19 protein-coding genes, 1 pseudogene and 1 riboswitch are annotated in these 18,827 nt (G+C 57.1%); of the genes and pseudogenes, 2 read left to right on the forward strand and 18 right to left on the reverse strand.

The annotated features are described in order from the left end of the window. Positions 1-59 precede the first annotated feature (59 nt). On the forward strand, positions 60-3,221 hold the full coding sequence (putA, locus tag JCM17844_RS06835; protein ID WP_150000267.1) for a bifunctional proline dehydrogenase/L-glutamate gamma-semialdehyde dehydrogenase PutA: 3,162 nt from the start codon (positions 60-62) through the stop codon (positions 3,219-3,221). A 47-nt stretch (positions 3,222-3,268) separates the two neighbouring features. On the opposite strand, the gene JCM17844_RS15905 is transcribed toward putA, so the two are convergent. The 10 genes from JCM17844_RS15905 to miaA all read right to left on the reverse strand — a co-directional run bounded on the left by JCM17844_RS15905 (position 3,269) and on the right by miaA (position 11,707). After that, positions 3,269-3,397: a DUF2147 domain-containing protein gene (locus tag JCM17844_RS15905; protein ID WP_235898940.1), complete on the reverse strand. Its 129-nt coding sequence runs from the start codon at positions 3,395-3,397 to the stop codon at positions 3,269-3,271. Beyond that, positions 3,394-3,771 carry a DUF2147 domain-containing protein gene (locus JCM17844_RS06845; protein ID WP_210431533.1) on the reverse strand — a complete coding sequence of 126 codons (378 nt, stop codon included), beginning with the start codon at positions 3,769-3,771 and terminating at the stop codon, positions 3,394-3,396. The genes JCM17844_RS15905 and JCM17844_RS06845 overlap by 4 nt, the downstream gene beginning before the upstream one ends. A gap of 185 nt (positions 3,772-3,956) precedes the next feature. Then, a complete protein-coding gene (rodA, locus tag JCM17844_RS06850) occupies positions 3,957-5,099 on the reverse strand; it encodes a rod shape-determining protein RodA (RefSeq protein WP_150000270.1) in 1,143 nt (380 codons plus the stop codon). 30 nt (positions 5,100-5,129) lie between these two features. Further along, complete coding sequence (gene mrdA, locus JCM17844_RS06855) at positions 5,130-6,431, reverse strand: penicillin-binding protein 2 (RefSeq protein WP_210431534.1); 1,302 nt, start codon at positions 6,429-6,431, stop codon at positions 5,130-5,132. After that, positions 6,335-6,988, reverse strand: a complete 654-nt coding sequence (locus JCM17844_RS17510) for a penicillin-binding protein 2 (RefSeq protein WP_210431535.1) — start codon at positions 6,986-6,988, stop codon at positions 6,335-6,337. Before JCM17844_RS17510 ends, mrdA begins: the two co-directional genes overlap by 97 nt. Before the next feature lie 12 nt (positions 6,989-7,000). Further along, positions 7,001-7,519 carry a rod shape-determining protein MreD gene (mreD, locus tag JCM17844_RS06860; protein WP_210431536.1) on the reverse strand — a complete coding sequence of 173 codons (519 nt, stop codon included), beginning with the start codon at positions 7,517-7,519 and terminating at the stop codon, positions 7,001-7,003. Further along, positions 7,506-8,462, reverse strand: a complete 957-nt coding sequence (mreC, locus tag JCM17844_RS06865; protein ID WP_210431537.1) for a rod shape-determining protein MreC — start codon at positions 8,460-8,462, stop codon at positions 7,506-7,508. The genes mreD and mreC overlap by 14 nt, the downstream gene beginning before the upstream one ends. Before the next feature lie 43 nt (positions 8,463-8,505). After that, on the reverse strand, positions 8,506-9,540 hold the full coding sequence (locus tag JCM17844_RS06870) for a rod shape-determining protein (RefSeq protein WP_150000273.1): 1,035 nt from the start codon (positions 9,538-9,540) through the stop codon (positions 8,506-8,508). Positions 9,541-9,756: 216 nt separating this feature from the next. Continuing rightward, entirely contained in the window at positions 9,757-10,755 is a 999-nt protein-coding gene (gene ilvC, locus JCM17844_RS06875; protein WP_371864748.1) for a ketol-acid reductoisomerase, read from the reverse strand. Further along, on the reverse strand, positions 10,736-11,707 hold the full coding sequence (gene miaA, locus JCM17844_RS06880) for a tRNA (adenosine(37)-N6)-dimethylallyltransferase MiaA (protein ID WP_210431538.1): 972 nt from the start codon (positions 11,705-11,707) through the stop codon (positions 10,736-10,738). The genes ilvC and miaA overlap by 20 nt, the downstream gene beginning before the upstream one ends. Before the next feature lie 18 nt (positions 11,708-11,725). Between miaA and serB the strand changes: the two genes are divergently transcribed. Further along, complete coding sequence (gene serB, locus JCM17844_RS06885; RefSeq protein ID WP_150000276.1) at positions 11,726-12,550, forward strand: phosphoserine phosphatase SerB; 825 nt, start codon at positions 11,726-11,728, stop codon at positions 12,548-12,550. Between the two features lie 118 nt (positions 12,551-12,668). Here the strand turns inward: serB and JCM17844_RS06890 are convergent, their stop codons facing one another. The 8 genes and pseudogenes from JCM17844_RS06890 to JCM17844_RS06925 all read right to left on the reverse strand — a co-directional run bounded on the left by JCM17844_RS06890 (position 12,669) and on the right by JCM17844_RS06925 (position 18,473). Then, on the reverse strand, positions 12,669-13,463 hold the full coding sequence (locus tag JCM17844_RS06890; protein ID WP_210431539.1) for an SDR family NAD(P)-dependent oxidoreductase: 795 nt from the start codon (positions 13,461-13,463) through the stop codon (positions 12,669-12,671). Then, positions 13,447-13,890 carry a VOC family protein gene (locus tag JCM17844_RS06895; RefSeq protein WP_150000445.1) on the reverse strand — a complete coding sequence of 148 codons (444 nt, stop codon included), beginning with the start codon at positions 13,888-13,890 and terminating at the stop codon, positions 13,447-13,449. Before JCM17844_RS06895 ends, JCM17844_RS06890 begins: the two co-directional genes overlap by 17 nt. Before the next feature lie 32 nt (positions 13,891-13,922). After that, positions 13,923-14,675: an ABC transporter ATP-binding protein gene (locus JCM17844_RS06900; RefSeq protein WP_210431541.1), complete on the reverse strand. Its 753-nt coding sequence runs from the start codon at positions 14,673-14,675 to the stop codon at positions 13,923-13,925. Then, positions 14,672-15,660: pseudogene (locus JCM17844_RS15910) on the reverse strand (FecCD family ABC transporter permease). Before JCM17844_RS15910 ends, JCM17844_RS06900 begins: the two are co-directional and overlap by 4 nt. Further along, on the reverse strand, positions 15,657-15,896 hold the full coding sequence (locus tag JCM17844_RS06910) for a hypothetical protein (protein ID WP_150000279.1): 240 nt from the start codon (positions 15,894-15,896) through the stop codon (positions 15,657-15,659). Before JCM17844_RS06910 ends, JCM17844_RS15910 begins: the two are co-directional and overlap by 4 nt. Continuing rightward, positions 15,890-16,561 (reverse strand): ABC transporter substrate-binding protein, encoded by a 672-nt coding sequence (locus JCM17844_RS06915; RefSeq protein WP_210431544.1) that lies wholly within the window; start codon positions 16,559-16,561, stop codon positions 15,890-15,892. The genes JCM17844_RS06910 and JCM17844_RS06915 overlap by 7 nt, the downstream gene beginning before the upstream one ends. Further along, positions 16,561-17,049, reverse strand: coding sequence for a TonB-dependent receptor domain-containing protein (locus tag JCM17844_RS06920; RefSeq protein WP_235898949.1), 489 nt, complete (start codon positions 17,047-17,049; stop codon positions 16,561-16,563). The genes JCM17844_RS06915 and JCM17844_RS06920 overlap by 1 nt, the downstream gene beginning before the upstream one ends. Beyond that, complete coding sequence (locus JCM17844_RS06925) at positions 16,953-18,473, reverse strand: TonB-dependent receptor plug domain-containing protein (protein WP_210431545.1); 1,521 nt, start codon at positions 18,471-18,473, stop codon at positions 16,953-16,955. Before JCM17844_RS06925 ends, JCM17844_RS06920 begins: the two co-directional genes overlap by 97 nt. Before the next feature lie 129 nt (positions 18,474-18,602). Next, a riboswitch (cobalamin riboswitch) is annotated at positions 18,603-18,798 on the reverse strand. Positions 18,799-18,827: the final 29 nt, after the last annotated feature.

The following is an 18,827-nucleotide window of genomic DNA, read 5'->3' on the forward strand; positions in this document are numbered from 1 at the left end:
CGTCACAAGAGACTACATGCGGGAAGGAACAAGACCATTCCTGCCTAAAGGATGACCGCATGACCGACGCCGTTCGTTCGACACATTCTGCTCCCCGCACATTGCATGATGCGCGGCTTGCCCTGCGTATGGCTGGCTATGCCAGCGAAGTGGAAGAAAACCGCGCTCTTTTGGCCGCCACACCGCTGAACCATGACGAACGAAAGCGGGTGTTTGAACGGGCAAAAGCAATGATCGAACGCTCCCGCGATCTCAGCTCCGAACAAGGCACCCTTGATGCCTTCATGCAGGAATTTGGCCTTTCCAATCAGGAAGGTGTGGCCTTGATGTGTTTGGCGGAAGCGCTGTTGCGCATCCCCGATCCGGATACACAAGATGCCCTGATCGCGGAAAAGATCCGCACGGGCGATTGGTCCAGCCATTTGGGAAAGTCCAATAGCCCGTTTGTGAATGCCAGCGTTTGGGCTTTGATGCTGACCGGGCGGGTGATCAAGGTGGACCCTGTCATCCGCAAAGATCCGGGCGATTTTATCGATAAGCTGGTGAAACGCGCCGGGGAGCCGGTTATCAGGCAAGCCGTGAATCAGGCCATGCGAATCATGGGGCGGCAATTCGTGTTCGGGCGCTCCATCAAGGAAGCGCTCAAACGCATGGCCAGAATGCCAGAGCAAAAGCAGTTGATGAGCTTTGACATGCTGGGCGAAGGTGCCCGCACCTCGGAAACGGCGGATCGCTATTTCCAGCTTTATAAAGATGCCATCACCGCTGTGGGCACGCAGGAAAGTACCAAGCTTGGCGGCCCCAATACGCGATCATCGGTGTCCATCAAGATTTCGGCGCTGCATCCGCGCTATGAGCAAACCAATGCCAAGGCCGTGATCGGCGATATTCTGCCGCGTCTGCATGATCTGGCGCTTTTGGCGAAAGAATTCGATATCCAGCTCACCATTGATGCAGAGGAAGCCGACAGGCTCGATCTGTCTCTTGATCTGTTCGAAGCCTTGGCCCGTTCGCCAGAGCTTTTGGGTTGGCCCGGCCTTGGTCTTGCCCTTCAGGCTTATCAAAAACGCGCCCGCTATGTGGTGGATTGGCTGGAAATTCTGGCCCGCGAAACCCACCGCCGGATTCCGGTCCGATTGGTAAAAGGGGCTTATTGGGACACGGAAATCAAGCATGCCCAGGAGCTGGGGATGCCCGATTATGCTGTGTGGACCCGCAAAATGGCCACCGACATGTCTTATCTGCTGTGCGCGCGCAAGCTGATCGAAGGGGGCGATGCCTTTTACCCCATGTTCGCCACCCACAACGCCCATACCATCGCCGCTATCGAAGAAATGGGACAGGATGCGGATTATGAATTCCAGCGCCTGCATGGCATGGGCGACCTTCTTTATCGCGCTGTGCGACAGGTGATCGGCCGTCCGGTCAAAGCCCGCACCTATGCCCCCGTTGGTGCCCATCGGGATCTGCTGCCATATCTGGTACGACGTTTGCTGGAAAACGGTGCCAATTCCAGCTTCGTCAATCGTTTTATGGATAATAAAGTACCGGTAGAGGATGTGGCCCACGACCCCATCAGCGCCATGGAAGAAGACTCTCACGGACGGCATCCGGATATCCCGCTTCCCCATGATCTTTATGGAACGGCACGGGCCAATTCCAAGGGGATCAATCTGGATGACCGGCCACAACTGGACGCACTGACCCAAGCCCTTGCGCAACAACAAAGCAAAATATGGGATCTCGCCTGTCTTGTCAGTGGCGCCCGCACTGGCGGCGACCCTATGGCTGTAAAATCACCGACAGACCACACTGAAACAGTGGGCACCATCCGTCCGGCCCTTGTGACAGACCGGGAAACAGCCTTAAAGGCCGCTTTAAAAGCGCAGCAGAGCTGGAACCGCCTTGGCGGCAAGGCGCGCGCCGATATTTTGCGCAAAATGGGGGCCGCGCTGGAAAACAAAATGGAGGTGCTGATCGGGCTGATGGTGCGAGAAGCGGGGAAAACCTTGTCCGATGGCATCGCCGAAGTCCGCGAAGCCGTGGATTTCTGCCGTTATTACGCCATGCAGGCAGACGCACAATTTGCCGATCCCACGCCGCTTCCCGGCCCCACCGGCGAACGCAATGAACTGATGCTCGAAGGCCGCGGGGTCTTTCTTTCCATCTCGCCGTGGAATTTCCCGCTGGCGATCTTCACCGGACAATTGGCCGCCGCCCTTGCCGCTGGCAATGCGGTGATCGCCAAACCCGCAGAGCAAACCTCTCTTATCGCCGCTTATGCCACCGAGCTGTTCCATCAGGCCGGTGTTCCCGGCGATGTGCTGCATTTGTTGGTCGGCACCGGACCAGAGGTGGCTGCCCCGCTGGTAGAAGATGAACGCATCGCCGGAGTGGTGTTCACCGGCTCGACAGAAACCGCCAAGATAATCAATCGCAGTCTGGCCGCCCGCGACGGAGCCATTGTGCCGCTGATTGCCGAAACCGGCGGGCAAAATGCCATGATCGTCGATACCACCGCCCTTACCGAACAGGTCACCGATGCTGTGATGGATAGCGCCTTCGGCTCCGCCGGACAGCGCTGTTCGGCCTTGCGTATCCTTTGTATTCAGGATGATGTCGCCGATGATGTGATCCATATGGTGAAGGGGGCATTGGCCCAACGCACCGTGGGCCATCCCGGCGATCCTGTTACCGATATTGGCCCCATCATTGATGAACAGGCCCGCGCGGGATTGGAAAAACATATAGCACGCATGGACAAGGAAGCCCGGTTCATCGCCCGCGCCAATCTGCCATCTGATCTTCAAAACGGTACCTATTTCGCGCCATGTATTTATGAAATTAACAGCATAAGCCAGCTTGACCGCGAGATCTTCGGGCCGGTTCTGCATATCCTGCGTTATAAGGCCGAAGCGCTGGACAGCTTGATGGATCAATTAGCCGCCACCGGATATGGCCTGACCTGCGGTATTCATTCCCGCCTTGAAGGCCGCTGGAACAGCTTGTTTGAAAAATCCATGGCCGGAAATGTGTATGTGAACCGCAATATGGTGGGCGCCGTAGTGGGCGTGCAACCTTTCGGTGGGCGCGGCCTATCCGGCACCGGCTTCAAGGCCGGTGGCCCGCACTATCTGTTACGTTTTTCCATTGAACGGGTGCGCACCGTGAACACGGCCGCCATTGGCGGCAATACGGATCTGTTCCGGTTGATCAGCTAGGCTGATACTCGGGCAATCAAGCCGGGTCGGGGATATGCCCCGACCCTTTAGCTGTCTTCGCCTTGTTCCAGATTCGGTGCCACATCCACCAAATGCGACGAGGCGCGGCTCCAGCTTTGGTCGCCGCAGAAAATAAGCCAGCAGCCCTTCACACGCAATTGGTCGGAACTTATCAATTCCAGTTCGGCGCGATATTCCTTACCGGAGCGCGGATCGCGGATACGCCCGCCATCAAGCGCGCGCCATCGAATGCAAAATCGCGGAGAATGGTTTCCCCCAAGCGCTTGCCACTATCGGTCCAGACAAGGCTGCCGCACAGGCGCGTTTCATCCACACAAGGGTGGATCAGTACATGGGATTTGCCGCCCTTGGTTTTCCAGACCCCCATGATCTTCACAGGATCAGGCACAAAATCGGACTGCAAATCCATTCCCTGAATAGGTCCGGCCAATGAAGGCCCCACCAAGACCGGTCCAGCCAATACCGGAGAAGCGAATAAAGGAGCCACCAAGCCAAGCAGGCCCACCATCGCAGCAATTTTTTGCGCCATTATCTTCATCGAAAGAGGGCCTTGTTTTACGCACACATATCTCACAGGGGTGCGACGCACCCAACGGCACGACACACATAATTTCTCGATAGATATGAATTAAGACCGTAATTTGGCAATAAAGGCCTTGAGGCGTCAGCTCACGAATTGTTGATAAAAACGTTGTTTTTCAGCACCATATTCATTTATATCCCACGGGGAATTGCCAGTTTCCGGTTGAGAGATACAGCGAAAATCAACCCAAAGGCTACAAGCATGGTCAGCATGGCCGACCCACCATAAGAAATCATCGGCAAAGGCACCCCCACAACGGGAAGCAGACCCATCACCATGCCCACATTGATAAACACATAAAGAAACAGGCTAAAGGTCAGGCCCGCCGCCAACAACCGCCCGAACTGATTGCGGCAGGTGGCTGCAACATACATTCCATAAGATAAAACCAGCAAATAAAGGCCGATCACAGACAGCCCCCCCACAAGGCCAAATTCTTCCGCCAAAACGGTGAAGATAAAATCGGTTTTCATCTCTGGTAAAAAATTCAGATGGCTTTGGGTTCCCAGCAAAAAGCCTTTGCCCGTCATCCCGCCCGATCCCAACGCAATTTTAGACTGCATGATCTGGTAACCGGCCCCCAAAGGATCGCTTTCCGGATTGAAAAATGTCAGCACCCGCTGCTTTTGATAATCGTGTAAAAATCCCCAAGCCAGCGGGATGGCCCCGGCGGTGGCCGCAGCCCCGCCAATAAACAGCCATTTGGATGCTCCGGCGAGAAAGATCACCGACACACCGCCCGCCGCCAAAAGCAAAGAGGTTCCCAAATCCGGTTGCCGCATGATCAGGATCATCGGAATGGCAACCATCAGGAAGGGGGGGATCAAACGCAATATCTGGCTTGATTGCGTCACATTCAGCCCGTGATAATAGCGGGCAACGGCCATCACCAACGCAATTTTCATCAGCTCCGAAGGCTGCAAGCGCATGAAGCCGATATCAAGCCAGCGCTGCCCCCCCATGCCCACAACACCAATGAATTCAACGGCCAAAAGCAAGATCAGCGCGCCGATATAGGCCGGATAGGCAAGCTGGAACCAGATGCGCAAATCCACCAGCGCAATGACCAGCATCAGGATGAAAATCGCCCCGAACCGAATGGCCTGTTGCCGTGCCCAAGGATCAAAGCTGCCGCCGCCCACCGAATACAGCATGGCAAATCCCACACAGGCGATGGCCACAAGCAACAAAACGAACAGCCAGTTCAATTCCATCAATTTTTGCGGCAGCGTTTTTTTCACACGGCGCGGGGCAAACAGGCTGGTGTCGTTCATGATCCGCCCCCGCCATTGTGAATCGAGCCATCACTGGCCGCCATAAGCTGATCCAGCGCCGGGCGATTGGCCGGGTCCCGTTTCAGTTTGTGCCATCACATCCCGCGCCACGGGGGCCGCAGCGCTGGACCCTCCACCGCCATGTTCAATCAAAACGCAAGCGGCATAGCGGGGCTTTTCCAAAGGGGCATAAGCCACGAACCATGCATGATGGCGGGCCTGCCACGGCAACTCATCCTGCTTGGTTTCATTATCGCGCTGTTCCTGGGTGATCCGGCGCACCTGTGCCGTTCCGGTTTTTCCGGCCATTTTTACGCCATCAAGGTCCAGGCGCGATAGATAAGCCGTGCCGCGATATTCCAATACTTTTTCCATGCCGCGCTTGATGACCGCCAGATGGTCGGCACTGAAATCCAGACGCGGCCAGCCATTTTCTGGAGCCGTGGCCTGTGCCCGCACGCCTTCGCCCACGGTCCGCACCAGCCTTGGCCGCACCATATGGCCCCCATTGGCAAGGCGGGATGTCATCACCGCCAATTGCAAAGGCGTGGCCAGCAAAGCCCCTTGGCCGATCCCCACATTCAGGGTTTCGCCGCCCACCCAGGGCTTGCCTGTCATGGCCATTTTCCAGCCCGGCGTTGGCACCAGTCCTTTGGATTCACCGCCTATTTCCAGATCGAAGACTTGCCCCAATCCAAAGCTCTTGGCCCATTGGGCAATGCGTTCGATCCCCAATTCATAAGCCACCTGATAGAAATACACATCGCATGACCGGGCCAGAGCATCTTCCATATTCATGGCCCCATGGCCGCCGCGCCGCCAGCAATGCCACACATTGTCACCCAAGCGATGGCGCCCGTTACAATAAATGGTTTTCTCCGGTGTGATGATGCCATGATGAAGCGCCGCCAGCGCCACCACCATCTTGAACACCGATCCCGGCGGATATTGTCCCGATGTGCATTTATCCACCAGCGGCTTGCGGGGGTCATGCAGCAATGCCTGCCAGTTTTCCCGGCTGATCCCCAAATTAAAGCTGTTGGGATCATAGGCCGGCGTGGACACATAGGCATAGATGTCGCCCATCTCCACATCCATCACCACAACACCGGCCGCTTCTTCTCCCAATCTTTGATAAATGGCCCGTTGCAAGCCCATATCCAGTGTCAGGGCGATACGGTCCCCCGATTGCCCTTCGGTGCGAGCCAGTTCACGGATGGTGCGCCCATAGGCATTCACTTCCACCCGGCTGGACCCGGCCCGCCCCCGCAATGTCCGGTCGTAACTGCGCTCGATCCCGCGCTTGCCCAATTTAAAACCGGGCAAGGACAAAAGCGGATCGCCATCCAGTTCATCTTCATTGGCCGTGCCACATAGCCCACCACCTGGCTTGCCACAGGGCCATCGGGATACCAGCGGGTCAGGCCGCTATCGGGCTGGATGCCCGCCAAATCCGATGCCGATACATTGATCTTTGCAAAATCTTCCCAAGCCAGGCCTTGCGCCACCGTGACCGGCAGGAATTTGCGTTGGCGGGAAATCTGGCGTTCGATCCGTTGATGATCCCGTTCGTTCAATGAAATGATCCGGCCCAACCGGGTCAGTGTCGCGCGAATATCTTCGGCCTGTTCGGGGATCAGGAACACCCGATAATCCTGCCGGTTGCTGGCCATCTGTTCGCCAAAGCGATCCACGATCTCGCCCCGTTGCGGCGCCAGCAAACGGATCGAAATGCGGTTGTCTTCCGCCAGCATTTCATATTGATCGGCTTCAATCACGCCAAGATAATAAAGCCGTCCGGCCAAGGCCATCGACAGCAATCCCTGCGCACCAGCCAAAAGCGCGGCACGGCGGGAAAAAACCTTAAAGCGCGACATGTCGGATGCCATGATATGCTCCGATCAATCGGGTTTCAAAAACCGGTCAAAACGACCGAACAGCCAGCCCAGCAATGGATAGGCCGCCAAGGTAACAAGCCCATGCCCCACCAAAGGCAACATGGACACCAGCATCCCATAATACAGGCAGACAATCAGCCATGTCAGCCCCATGGCCAGAAACACCACCGGGACAAAACCCGCCCAGCCCACGCCAAAGGACTGGCGCACGAACAAGGCTTGCTGATTGGATAAAATAACACGCGCCACCAGCAACACGATCATATTCAGTCCCGGCGGACCGCCCCACAATAAATCCTGAAACAAGCCGATCACCGCCACCGCGGGCACGGGCAGCAGTTCCGGCCGGTGGATCGACCAGTAATAAACCAGCATCAAGGTCAGATGCGGCACCGGCACATTGCCTGTGCCATCGCCAATGGGCAATTGCATCATCATCGTCAAAAACAAAGCCAGAAGAAACGGCAAAAGCCTTTCAGCAGCGTAATCACCAGACTGCTGCGTTCGCTCATAGCGCACCACTCTGGGGTCCGCTTTGCGGTACGGCCTCGGGGTCTTCTGGCTCAGCATCTTTGGCCTGCGGGTCCGTGTTAGCCGCAGGGGCATTGCCGTCTTGTTCCTCTGGCCGGATTTTCAACAAAGACGATACCGGCTCGATCACTTGCACAAATTCCAGCCGGTCCAGCAAGGCAATGGGGCGTACGCCAACCCCTTGTCCATCCACCCGATCCACATGGCCCAATAAAATATCGGGAGGAAAAATACCGCCTTCGCCAGTTGTCACCACCGCATCATTCAAGCGCGGCTCCGCGCCGGGGGGCAAGAACACCAATTCCAGACTTGTGTCATTGCGCCCACGGGCAATCGCCGGATCGCCCGTTCTTTGCAACCGCACCGGCACACGGCTATTAAGGTCCGTAACAAGCAGCACACGGGCAGCCACCCGCCCCGCCGCAAATACCCGGCCCACAAGCCCCAGTTCATCCACAACCACCTGATCGCGGGCCACACCATTCACGCGCCCTGCATTGATCATCACGCTGCGCACGAAAGGCCCGCCCGAAACCCCCACCACGCGCGGCGTTGCCACCCGTTTGCTTGTCAGTTCCGGCGCATTCAGCAAGGCTCGCAGGCGCAGATTTTCCCTCTCCAAGGCAAGGGCCGCCGACTGCCATTGCAAAAGGCGTTCGTTTTCCGCGCGCAGGCGGGTGTTTTCCGCCACTAAAGACGTCAGCGATCCGGCCCATTCAAAGGCCGCATCCATGCGGTCCACAGGCCGGGATAAAAAGCCAAGAATAGGGCTGGAAAAATCGCTGGCAACCGCCCGCATTTTATCAATGGCGGGATGGTTTACCCGCCCCAAAACAAGGAGAATAAACGCGAAAAACAACAGCCCCGCAAAAACCCACCGCCCTGCGCGGCTCGCCAACAGCCCTTTTGACGTTTTGGCGATCGGAGCTTTCAAAGCGATGGGCCTCTCTGGACTTCAAAATCAAAAAATGGGGCAATCAATCATCGGACAAAAGAACATGCTTGAGCACTTCTTCTTCCAAAGAACGGCCTGTTCCCAAGGCAACACAGGTTAGCGGCTCATCGGCAACGGATACAGGCAATCCTGTGGCTTCCCGCAAAACCTTTTCCAGATCCGCCAGCAAAGCCCCGCCGCCGGTAAGCACAATGCCCTGATCCACAATATCGGCGGCCAGTTCCGGTGCGGTTTGTTCCAAGGCCACCTTCACTCCTTCGATAATGGCGCCAACCGGTTCTGTCAGTGCTTCGGCGATCTGAAGCTGGTTGATGGTGATTTCCTTGGGCACCCCATTCATCAGATCGCGGCCCTTGATTTCCAAAGACAGGCCAACCCCGTCTTGTGGTTCATGAGCCGTACCGATTTCTTTCTTGATGCGCTCTGCAGTGCTTTCCCCGATCAACAGATTATGGTTGCGGCGGATATAACCGATAATGGCCTCGTCCATTTTATCGCCGCCCACACGCACGCTGGTGGAAAACACAATACCGCCAAGCGAAAGCACCGCCACTTCCGTTGTACCGCCGCCAATATCCACCACCATCGAGCCTTGCGGTTCGGTAACGGGAAGGCCCGCGCCGATCGCTGCGGCCATCGGCTCTTCGATCAGATACACTTTCGAAGCCCCGGCTTCTTCCGCCGCTTCACGAATGGCGCGACGTTCCACCGCTGTAGAGCCGGAAGGCACGCAGATCACCACCTGCGGGCTGGCAAAAGACCGGTTATGCACCTTTTTGATGAAATGCCGGATCATATGCTGGGCGATTTCAAAATCGGCGATCACCCCGTCACGCAAAGGGCGAATGGCTTCAATATTCCCCGGCGTGCGGCCCAACATCATCTTGGCTTCATTCCCGACAGCCAAAACCTGTCGACGACCAGACGATGATTTCATCGCAACCACCGAGGGTTCATTAAGAACGATGCCACGCCCCTTCACATAAACAAGGGTGTTGGCCGTCCCCAGATCGATGGCCATATCCGAAGAAAACATGCCGAGAATTTTTGAGAACATTCCTGCCCGAACCTTTTCGATTATTCGCCCATAGATGGCTCTGCTTTAATAGCGCGGCCCTACCCTGAAGCGCACCGCTCTCAAGCGTTTGAGCACAGTTAACGCAAGGCCGCAAGGCCCCAATGGCCCACGCATTCAACTCAAGTAAAACTGACTGTTAATCCTTAATATTTTGCTGGCATTTATCAGGTTTCCCGCCAAAAAAGATCATCTTGTTTATCTTTTGGGGGAAAGCCATGGCATCAAACCGCGCACCCGCGCCCCCACAGCTTCCAGATCCGGCTTGTGGTGGCGCTCACGCAATTGATCAAGATGCGGGCTTTTGCGGGCGGTATCGTCCATCAATTTTTGGGCAAAGGCTCCCGATTGAATATCGGCCAGAATATCCTTCATCCGGGCGCGGGTATCTTTGGTGACCAATGTTTCCCCGGCCAGATAACCGCCATATTCCGCTGTGTTGGAGATGGCTTTTCGCATGGCTTTCGGCCCTGCTTCAAACATCAGGTCCACAATCAGCTTGGCTTCATGCAAACATTCGAAATAGGCCACTTCAGGGGTATATCCTGCCTCCACCAAGGTGTCGTAACCCGCTTCGATCAAATCGGGAATACCGCCGCACAACACTGCCTGTTCACCAAACAGATCGGTTTCACATTCTTCCCTGAAGCTGGTTTCCACCATCCCCGCACGTCCGCATCCAAGGCCGGACGCATAAGCAAGGGCGATGGATTTGGCGTGCCCCGTGGCATCATTTTCCACCGCCACAAGGCAGGCAAGACCGCGCCCGGCTTCATATTCCGTGCGCAACCAGCGCCCTGCCCCCTTTGGTCCGATCAGGAACAGATCCACATCATCGGACGGGGTGATATGCCCGAAATGCACCGCCAAACCATGCGCAAAACCAAGGGCTGCCCCGCGCTTCAAATGGGGCGCCACATGATCTTCATAAACCGAAGGGATATGTTCATCGGGCAAGGTCATCATCACCACATCCGCTGCCATCGTGGCCTCGGCATAAGACAGTACCTTAAACCCCGCCTGTTTGGCCCGCGCCCCGCTGGGAGACATCTGGTCCCGTGCGCCGATGATCACATCGACCCCGCTGTCCCGCAGATTAAGCGCATGGGCGTGGCCCTGATTGCCATAGCCCAAAATAGCCACCCGACGTTCCTTCAAAACGCCCATATCCACATCTTTATCGGTGTAAATTATCAGAGCCACGGGCCTTTTCCCTTTGTTCGATCCAGTGATCCACAGTTGCCAGACTATGCGTCCGATCTTGCCCGTCAAAGCGCTGCCAGCCGGCGCATTGGGTGCGTAGCCATGTCATTTGCCGTTTGGCGTAATTGCGGGTTTGCCGCTGCGCCAGATCAATGGCCGTGGCTTTGTCGATGCTTCCGGCAAGATAATCCACCAGAGCCGGAACCCCTAGCGCCTTCATCACCGGAAGCGCCGGATCCAGCCCACGTTGCGCCAACTGGCGCACTTCCTCCAAAGCCCCTTGCGCCATCATCTCGATAAACCGTTGGTCCGTGCGGGCATAAAGCATCGCCCGTTCCGGCATCAAAGCCAGCTTCAGGACATGGCCGGCTTTATCCGCCTCGCTCAAGCCGCCGGGAATACGGGTTTTCTGAAAATCCGAAAGGGATTGTCCGGTGGCCCTGACCACCTCCAAAGCGCGGGCGATTCTTTGGCTATCGCCGGGTTCCAGCTTTTGCGCCATCGCCGGATCAAGGGAGGCCAGATCTTCGTGCAAGGCCTGTGGCCCACGTGCGGCCATATCTGACCGCACGGCATCCCGCACCGCATCGGGAATATCCGGCACAGGGGCCAAGCCTTCCAGCAATGTGCGGATATAAAGCCCGGTGCCGCCAACAAGAATGGGCAAGCATCCCTGTTCCCATGCACGGGACACTTCGGCCATGGCCAAATCATGCCAGCGGGCCGCAGAGCAAAGCTCTGCCCCATCCAGCACCCCGAACAGCTTGTGGGGAACGCCACCTTGATCGGATTCGCTTGGGCGCGCACTCAGCAAATGCAAGTCCTTATAAACCTGCATGGAATCCGCATTGATCACCACGCCCTTATGGCGCTGTGCGATGGCCACCGCCAGTGATGACTTGCCGCTGGCGGTCGGCCCTGCAATAAGGACCGCAGATGTGCTCACTGATGGATTCCTTTTGCCATGCCCAATCATTCGGCCACACCGATGTGCGATGCCCCCATCAATAGCGTTGCAACCCTGATCGTCAAGCCGCAGGACACGGATCTTGGCCGGGTTTCGCACCAGGCGCGACAGGCTATGGCGCCTCTTTGCCCCATCATCAAGGAAACGGTGCTGGCCGCCAATGAGGCGATGGACCTTTATTTCTCGGCACCCGACCTCAATTCCTTCCTTCCAAAAGCGCGGCATGCCCTGAAAACGGCTTTGGCGGATATGGCAGCGGATTTTGTGGTGCAACCCACGAAAAACCGCAAGAAACGCCTGCTGGTGGCGGATATGGATTCCACCATGATCACCGCAGAATGTGTGGATGAACTGGCGGACTTTGCCGGGCTGAAAGACAAAGTGGCGGCCATCACCGAAGCGGCCATGCGCGGAGAACTGGATTTTGAACGCGCCTTGCGCGAACGAGTCTTGCTTTTGAAGGGGCTGGATGAGGCAACGCTGTTGCGCTGCTATCAAGACCGGGTCATCCCCATGGCAGGGGCGGAAACCCTGATCCGCACCATGGGAGCCTTTGGAGCATTTACCATGCTTGTCTCTGGCGGTTTTACCTTTTTCACCCAGCGGGTGGCCAAGCGTCTGGGCTTTGAAGGACAACGTGCCAACCGCCTGTCCATGATCAATGGCGTGCTCACCGGCGATGTGGAAAGCCCCATCGTTGACGCCACCACCAAGCGCGAAACATTGGAAGACCTACTGCGCGACAAAGATATTGCACGCGCCGACAGCATGGCGGTGGGGGATGGCGCCAATGATATATTGATGCTCAAGGCAGCGGCTTAGGCGTTGCCTATCACGCCAAGCCCAAAGCGGCTTTGGCGGCGGATATGGTGGTCTCCTATACCGATCTCACCGCCCTTTTATTCGCCCAGGGCTATAAGAAAAGCACCTTTATCACCGCTCAATGAAAATAGCTGGCGCCATTGATATCGATGGTGGCCCCGGTGGCATGATGGGCCAGACCTGACAGCAAAAATGCCACCAGATTGCCCACTTCCTCTGGCGGCGCGGCGGCACCCATGGGGATTTCCGCCAAGGCCGTGGGGCTTTCATCGATACGGTTGGCCACCCGATCCGTGCGCACCCAGCCCGGTGCCACGCAATAAGCGCGGATACCGTCTTGCGCATAGCCCTTGGCCAAAGACCGTGTAAGCGCCACCACCGCGCCTTTTGATGCGGCATAATGCATGGCATCGGGCATATCGCCCCGAAAGGCGGCCCGGCTGGCAATATTAACGATCATGCCGCCCGCCGGACGGTTTCCATCCGGGCCGCTTTCCCTGAAATGCAAAACGGCTTCACGGCACAAATCGGCCACGGCGCGCACATTCACCCGCCACACCTGATCCCAATCCGCATCCCAGTCGGCGCGCGCATCTTCCGGCCCGCTATAAGGCATGGTGGCGGCATTATTGACAATTCCATCCAGACGGCCTGCCCCATGAAGCGATTGCGCCCATTTGACCGCATCGACAAACAGCCCCCGCACGGCCTGCTGATCCCCCAGATCGGCGCGGAATAAATGCGTACGGTCCGGCCCGAATGTCTCTGCCAGAATTGCGGCTTGCGCCTCATCATTGTGCCAATGCAATGCCACATTGGCACCGGCCTTTAAAAGCACATGGACGGTGGCGGCCCCGATGCCTTTTGATGCGCCGGTAACCAGAAAATTTTTGCCTTCAAATGTGATCATCATCGCCCCCGCGCGCAAATATCTGCGCCTTGTTTTTGAAGGTTTTGAACTCAAGCGCATTGCCCGATGGATCGCGGATAAAAAATGTCCCCTGCTCTCCGGATTTGCCTTTGAACCGGATCTTGGGGGCCAGCAAAAAGTCTATCTCTTCGGCCTGAAGCCGATCAGCCAGAGCCTGCCAATGATCCCAAGGCAAGATCGCCCCGAAATGACGGACCGGCACCGCATCACCATCCACCTTGTTGCTGGTAGCCGCTTGACAGTCTTCAGGGCGTAAATGGGCGGTGATCTGGTGGCCGAAGAAATCAAAATCGATCCATCGCAGAGAGCGCCGCCCAATGGCACAGCCCAAAAGCTGGCCATAAAACTGTTCGGCCTTTGCCAGATCATGCACCGGAAAAGCCAGATGAAAGGGTGTGTCTGTTGTCATGAAGGGCACAGTGCCACGCAAATGATCCGGCTTCAATCCGGCGATTGCAAGCGACTGATCGGCACCAGCCACCCATCGCCACGGGCCACCCGAATACCATAGGCACGCCCCAGCAGGTCGTCGCTCAACACCGTTTGCGCAGCCCCATCGGCCAAGATCGCGCCTTCGGCCATCAGCACCACCCGATGGGCAAAGCGCGCAGCCAGATTAAGATCATGCAACACCACCAGAACGCCGCGACCGGCCTGTGCTTCATGGCGCAATAATTCCATCATCTGGAAGGCATGATAGGGATCAAGGGCTGCCGCCGGTTCATCGGCCAGAATAAACGGCGCCTGGGTGGCAAAGGCCCGCGCCAGCAACGCCCGCGCCCGTTCCCCCGCCGAAAGATGCGTTGCGGGGCGCCGGGCAAAGGCCAAACAGTCGGTAGCGGCCATGGCTTTTTGGATGGCCTCTCTATCGCTGGGGGCGGCACGGTGGAAAGCATCCAGATGCGGCAAACGCCCCAAAGACACCAGCCGCGCCACCGTCACCGGCCAGTGAATGGCCGCATCCTGCCCCAGCCATGCCCGCAAACGCGCCCGTTCCTTGACAGAGACATCCGGCAAGATACGCCCTTCATCGACCGGCAATAATCCGGCCAAGGCTTTCAATAGGGTGGATTTCCCTGCCCCATTGGGACCAATGAGCGCCACCAGTTCGCCGGGGGCCACATGCAAGGATGCCTGATGCACCACTTTTCGCCCGCCCAAGGAAATGTCTATATGGTCGGCACGCAGGGTCATCGCATCTGTCTCCGCGTTGTCCATACCAAGTGCAAAAAGGCCGGGGCACCGATCAAGGCTGTCACCACGCCCAGCTTCAGTTCGGTGACACCGGGCAAAATCCTTACAAGGCTATCGGCGGCAACAAGCAAAACGGCTCCGGCCAAGGCGCTGGGCAGCAACAGGCGTGCCGGATCATACCCCACCAGCGGGCGCAATAAATGCGGCACCACCAGCCCCACAAAACCGATAGCCCCCGAAACCGCAACGCCTGCCCCCACGCACAAAGCCGCACCGATTGTTACCAACAAGCGCAGTTTTAACAGCCCGATGCCCAAAGAGGCGGCGGTTTCCTCGCCCAAAACCAAAGCCCGCAGCCCCGGCCCCGAAACCAGCAGCAAAGCCATACCCAACAGAACGAAAGGAGCCGCCAAAGCCACATCCTCAAGGCTGCGATCGGCAAAGCTGCCCATCAGCCAATGCACCATATCCGCCAAGGCAAAAGGATTGGGCGACAGATTAAGCGCCAAAGCCGTCAGGGCTCCGGCCAAGGAATTGATGGCCACCCCTGCCAAAATCAATGTCAGCACACTGGCATCGCGCTCGCCAACAAGATCAGCAAGGCCGTTGCCACGCCCGCCCCGGCCATGGCGGAAAACGGCACCGAAAGGGTCATGCCTGCAGCGGAAAAATAAAGCGCCAATACCGCGCCAAATCCGGCACTTGCCGATACGCCAATGATCCCCGGCTCCGCCAAAGGATTGCGCAACAGCCCTTGAAGCGCTGCACCGGACAAACCCAGCGATCCCCCCACAAGCAATCCCAATAACAGGCGCGGCAGGCGGATCTGCCACAGGATCGCCGCCTCCATGCTGCCCTCTCCGGCCCCCAAGGCATGAAACGCCTCGGCAAAGCCGATCTTCGCCGGACCAAGCGACAAGGAGACGCCAGACAGCACAAGAACCAGCACCAGCAACACCCAAAGCAAGCGGGCATATCCGGTCATTTCCCGGCCCCTTTTATAAAAGCGGTTTCGGCCAATCGCGGTCCTTCATCGCGGATGCGGGCAGCGATCAGGGTTTCCACGGCCTCTACCAGAAAAAAGCCGCCACAGCCCCATTGATTTGCCGGCACTTCAACACGGTGTGCCCGGTCCATGATGCGTTTCGCCAGCGGATGATGGGAAAAGCGCCAGGTATTGTTCCAGCCCGAACGGCCCTGAAAAAAGCTGGTAATCACCATGCAGGCGGTTTTGCGGCCAAGGCTTCCAGCCCCACCGAAGACCAGCCATCAACCCCGTTCTCTGCCAGTTGATTGTCGATCCCCGCCAACGCCATCACTTCATCAATATAGGTGCCGCGGCCGGTGGTGATGCCCGATGGGGTCAGATAAAGCGCGCTGGGCCGCTTATGGGTTTTCTCCAGCATTGCCACCTGTTTTTGGGCCGCCATCAAACGCCCATCGATGGACGCCAGCATATGGCGGGCCTTTTTGTCTTCCCCCAAGGCCGCGCCCACTTTCAAAAGCGCTTTCCGGCCATGATCGAGACTTTGGGAATAGCCGATATCAATAATTTCGATCCCGAAACGATCCAGCATATGAACAGATTTAAGATGCTCAAGCCCCGAATGGATCACCAGATCCGGTTTCAGATCAAGGATCGCTTCGGCACTGCCATCATGCTGGGCGATCCCCGCCATCCGGTCCCGCCCCCAAGCATAGGGGCGGGCGGCATCGGCGGATAAGGCAAGGATATGATCCCGTTCAGCCAGAGCCAGAACATAAGCATCGGCACAATAATCAAGACTGACAATGCGGTTCGGATCCGCAGCCGCCGGTATGGCACCCCCAAGAAACAGCGCACAGACCCCCAATGCCCATGATCTTATATGCATGCGCGGCCGCATCAAAACCGTGCCCTTAGGCCCGCATAGGCCCCGATACCCGGCGTGTTGAACCCTAAAACCGCTTGATATGTGTCATCCAGCAGATTTTCCACCCGTGCCACCGCATCCAGCCCTTCAAACAAGGTCACCCGTCCGGCCAGCGACACCAGAACATAGGATTGAAGGGTTACGCGGGTGGCGGGGAAGCTGGAAAAATCCTGATCGTCCTGATCGCCATTATACTGCACGGCAAAGGTCAGATCCGCACGATCTTGCGCCATGTGCCATGTGCCAGACAGGCTGGCCTGATGGCGGGCGCGGCGGATTTCCGTGCTGCCATCCGGTTCATCCGCATCCAGCCATGTATAGGATGCAAACAATTCCAGCACCGATGACAGCCGGTAATCAAGGCTCAGCTCCACTCCTTTGCGGTCGCTTTTCCCCAGTTGATTTTCCACCGACGACAAAAAAGTGGTGGCATCAAAGGTGCCGACAATTTCATCGCGCAGATGCGACGAAAACCATGTGGCATCCAGCACAAGCGCCCCATCCAGAAGGCATATTCAACGCCCAAATCCCAGCCCCGCGCTTTTTCCGGGGTCAGTGTGTCATTGCCGATGAATTGGCCCGGGAAAAACCCGAACCGGTCAAAGAATGTGGGGTCGGAAACGCCGGTGCCGTAGCTGCCATGCAACCGTGTCGCCTGCGATAGAATGATAGACCCTGTGGCGCGCCATGTGGTGGCATCGTCGAAGCGGTCATTCATATCATGGCGCACGCCCAAAGTCAGAAACCAGCCCGGTGCAAAATCGCTGCGTACTTCCCCGATGAACGAGGTTTGATCGTCATTGGCCTTTTGATTGGAAGGGTCTTGTGCATCGGCATTGATGGCTTTGAAATCCAGTTCTTCATGCTCGACAGCCAAAGTAAAATCACTGGCGGCATAATGAACGGTGCTTTGATAGCCAAATTTCAGCCGCTCGCCTTCAAAGGAATTGGTAAAGCTGCCACCTGCACCGAAATTATCGCTGTCGGTATCGGTCAGCGTGACCCATACTTGCTGCCGCCAATCATCATCAAACAAAGTTAAAGCCGCATCTGCCCGGCCATAAAAAGCCGCAAATTCGCGCTCCAGATCCGCATCCACCACTTGTCCGGTGAAAAAATCCTGCGCATCGAATTCACTGGTGGCCGACACATAACGCGCCGTTACGCCCAAGCGCAAAGCATCGAACGGATTGGCCCGCAGCTTTCCCGACAAGGTGAGATTTTCATAGCCGTCTTTTTCATCACCTGACGGGCTTGCTGAAATACCATCGCTTTCAAGATAGCCCGCAGAAAATGTCCCGCCCATGCGCTTTGTGCCGCCCGAAACGGTGGTGCCAAAACGGGCCGTTTCGAACGATCCGCCTTCGCCCAAGGCTTCCCATTCAAAACCCTCTACCGGATCACGGGTCAGAATACTGATCACGCCACCAATGGCTTCCGATCCATAAAGCGCGCTTTGCGCTCCCTTGATCACCTCGACCCGCTCTATCCCGGTGCTCAAAACATCGGCGAAATTCAATTCGAAATTGCCCACCGGATCGGTGGCTTCAATGCCATCGATCAGCACCAGCGTCTGGTTGCCTTCGGCACCGCGAATACGGATCTGGACCTGATTGCCCAAAGGCCCCGTGGGGCTAACGGACAAACCCGCAACATCGCGGAGCAAATCGGATAAAATCGGGCTTTGGCGGGCCTCGATCCGCGCTTGGTCAATCACCGATACCGATGCCCCCAATTGCGTGGCCGACAAAGGCTCGCGCGCCCCGGTGATGATCATTTCTTCAAGATCCTCGCGAGCGCTTTGGGCGCTTGCCGCCACCGCACAAAGGATCGAGCCACATACACAGCCCAAAAGCGCTTTCACGCCAAGGATAGTTTCAGCCACGGACATGCTCCCCGTTTGGCATTGCAAAACGGGCGATCGGCGCATGGATTATGTGAACATTCCCCGCACGGCCAGTCACCCATGATGTCGCCGCGGCGGTTGTCCGCTCCTCATGGCTAATCCCGGCCGGAGGAAGACGACGGGGTGGCAGGTCTCCTGGCTTGCGGGTGATCGGTTCTTTGCGCAGCCTTCCCGAAACAAACCTGCTTCAGTGGCATATTTTGCGCGAACCTATCCGCTTACAGTTGCGGGCACAGCCACGGCTTTTACCGTGTTCCCTTTTGGCCCGCGATCACTCACGGGCACCACCGCAGCGCAGCATAAAGAGGAGAGAGGAAAGGCGCAAGCATCATC

Origin of the sequence: Iodidimonas gelatinilytica (assembly GCF_008579125.1) — a bacterium.
Taxonomy (GTDB): domain Bacteria; phylum Pseudomonadota; class Alphaproteobacteria; order Sphingomonadales; family Rhodothalassiaceae; genus Iodidimonas; species Iodidimonas muriae.

What these genes read in the sequence shown, in the direction of transcription:
- JCM17844_RS06915 (WP_210431544.1), bottom strand. Translation starts at nt 16,561, where the DNA reads ATGCGGCCGCGCATGCATATAAGATCATGGGCATTGGGGGTCTGTGCG.
- JCM17844_RS06890 (WP_210431539.1), bottom strand. Translation starts at nt 13,463, where the DNA reads ATGATGATCACATTTGAAGGCAAAAATTTTCTGGTTACCGGCGCATCA.
- JCM17844_RS06845 (WP_210431533.1), bottom strand. Translation starts at nt 3,771, where the DNA reads ATGGCGCAAAAAATTGCTGCGATGGTGGGCCTGCTTGGCTTGGTGGCT.
- rodA (WP_150000270.1), bottom strand. Translation starts at nt 5,099, where the DNA reads ATGAACGACACCAGCCTGTTTGCCCCGCGCCGTGTGAAAAAAACGCTG.
- JCM17844_RS06870 (WP_150000273.1), bottom strand. Translation starts at nt 9,540, where the DNA reads ATGTTCTCAAAAATTCTCGGCATGTTTTCTTCGGATATGGCCATCGAT.
- serB (WP_150000276.1), top strand. Translation starts at nt 11,726, where the DNA reads ATGCCCAATCATTCGGCCACACCGATGTGCGATGCCCCCATCAATAGC.
- JCM17844_RS06895 (WP_150000445.1), bottom strand. Translation starts at nt 13,890, where the DNA reads ATGACAACAGACACACCCTTTCATCTGGCTTTTCCGGTGCATGATCTG.
- JCM17844_RS06900 (WP_210431541.1), bottom strand. Translation starts at nt 14,675, where the DNA reads ATGACCCTGCGTGCCGACCATATAGACATTTCCTTGGGCGGGCGAAAA.
- putA (WP_150000267.1), top strand. Translation starts at nt 60, where the DNA reads ATGACCGACGCCGTTCGTTCGACACATTCTGCTCCCCGCACATTGCAT.
- JCM17844_RS06910 (WP_150000279.1), bottom strand. Translation starts at nt 15,896, where the DNA reads ATGGTGATTACCAGCTTTTTTCAGGGCCGTTCGGGCTGGAACAATACC.
- JCM17844_RS17510 (WP_210431535.1), bottom strand. Translation starts at nt 6,988, where the DNA reads ATGGCATCCGACATGTCGCGCTTTAAGGTTTTTTCCCGCCGTGCCGCG.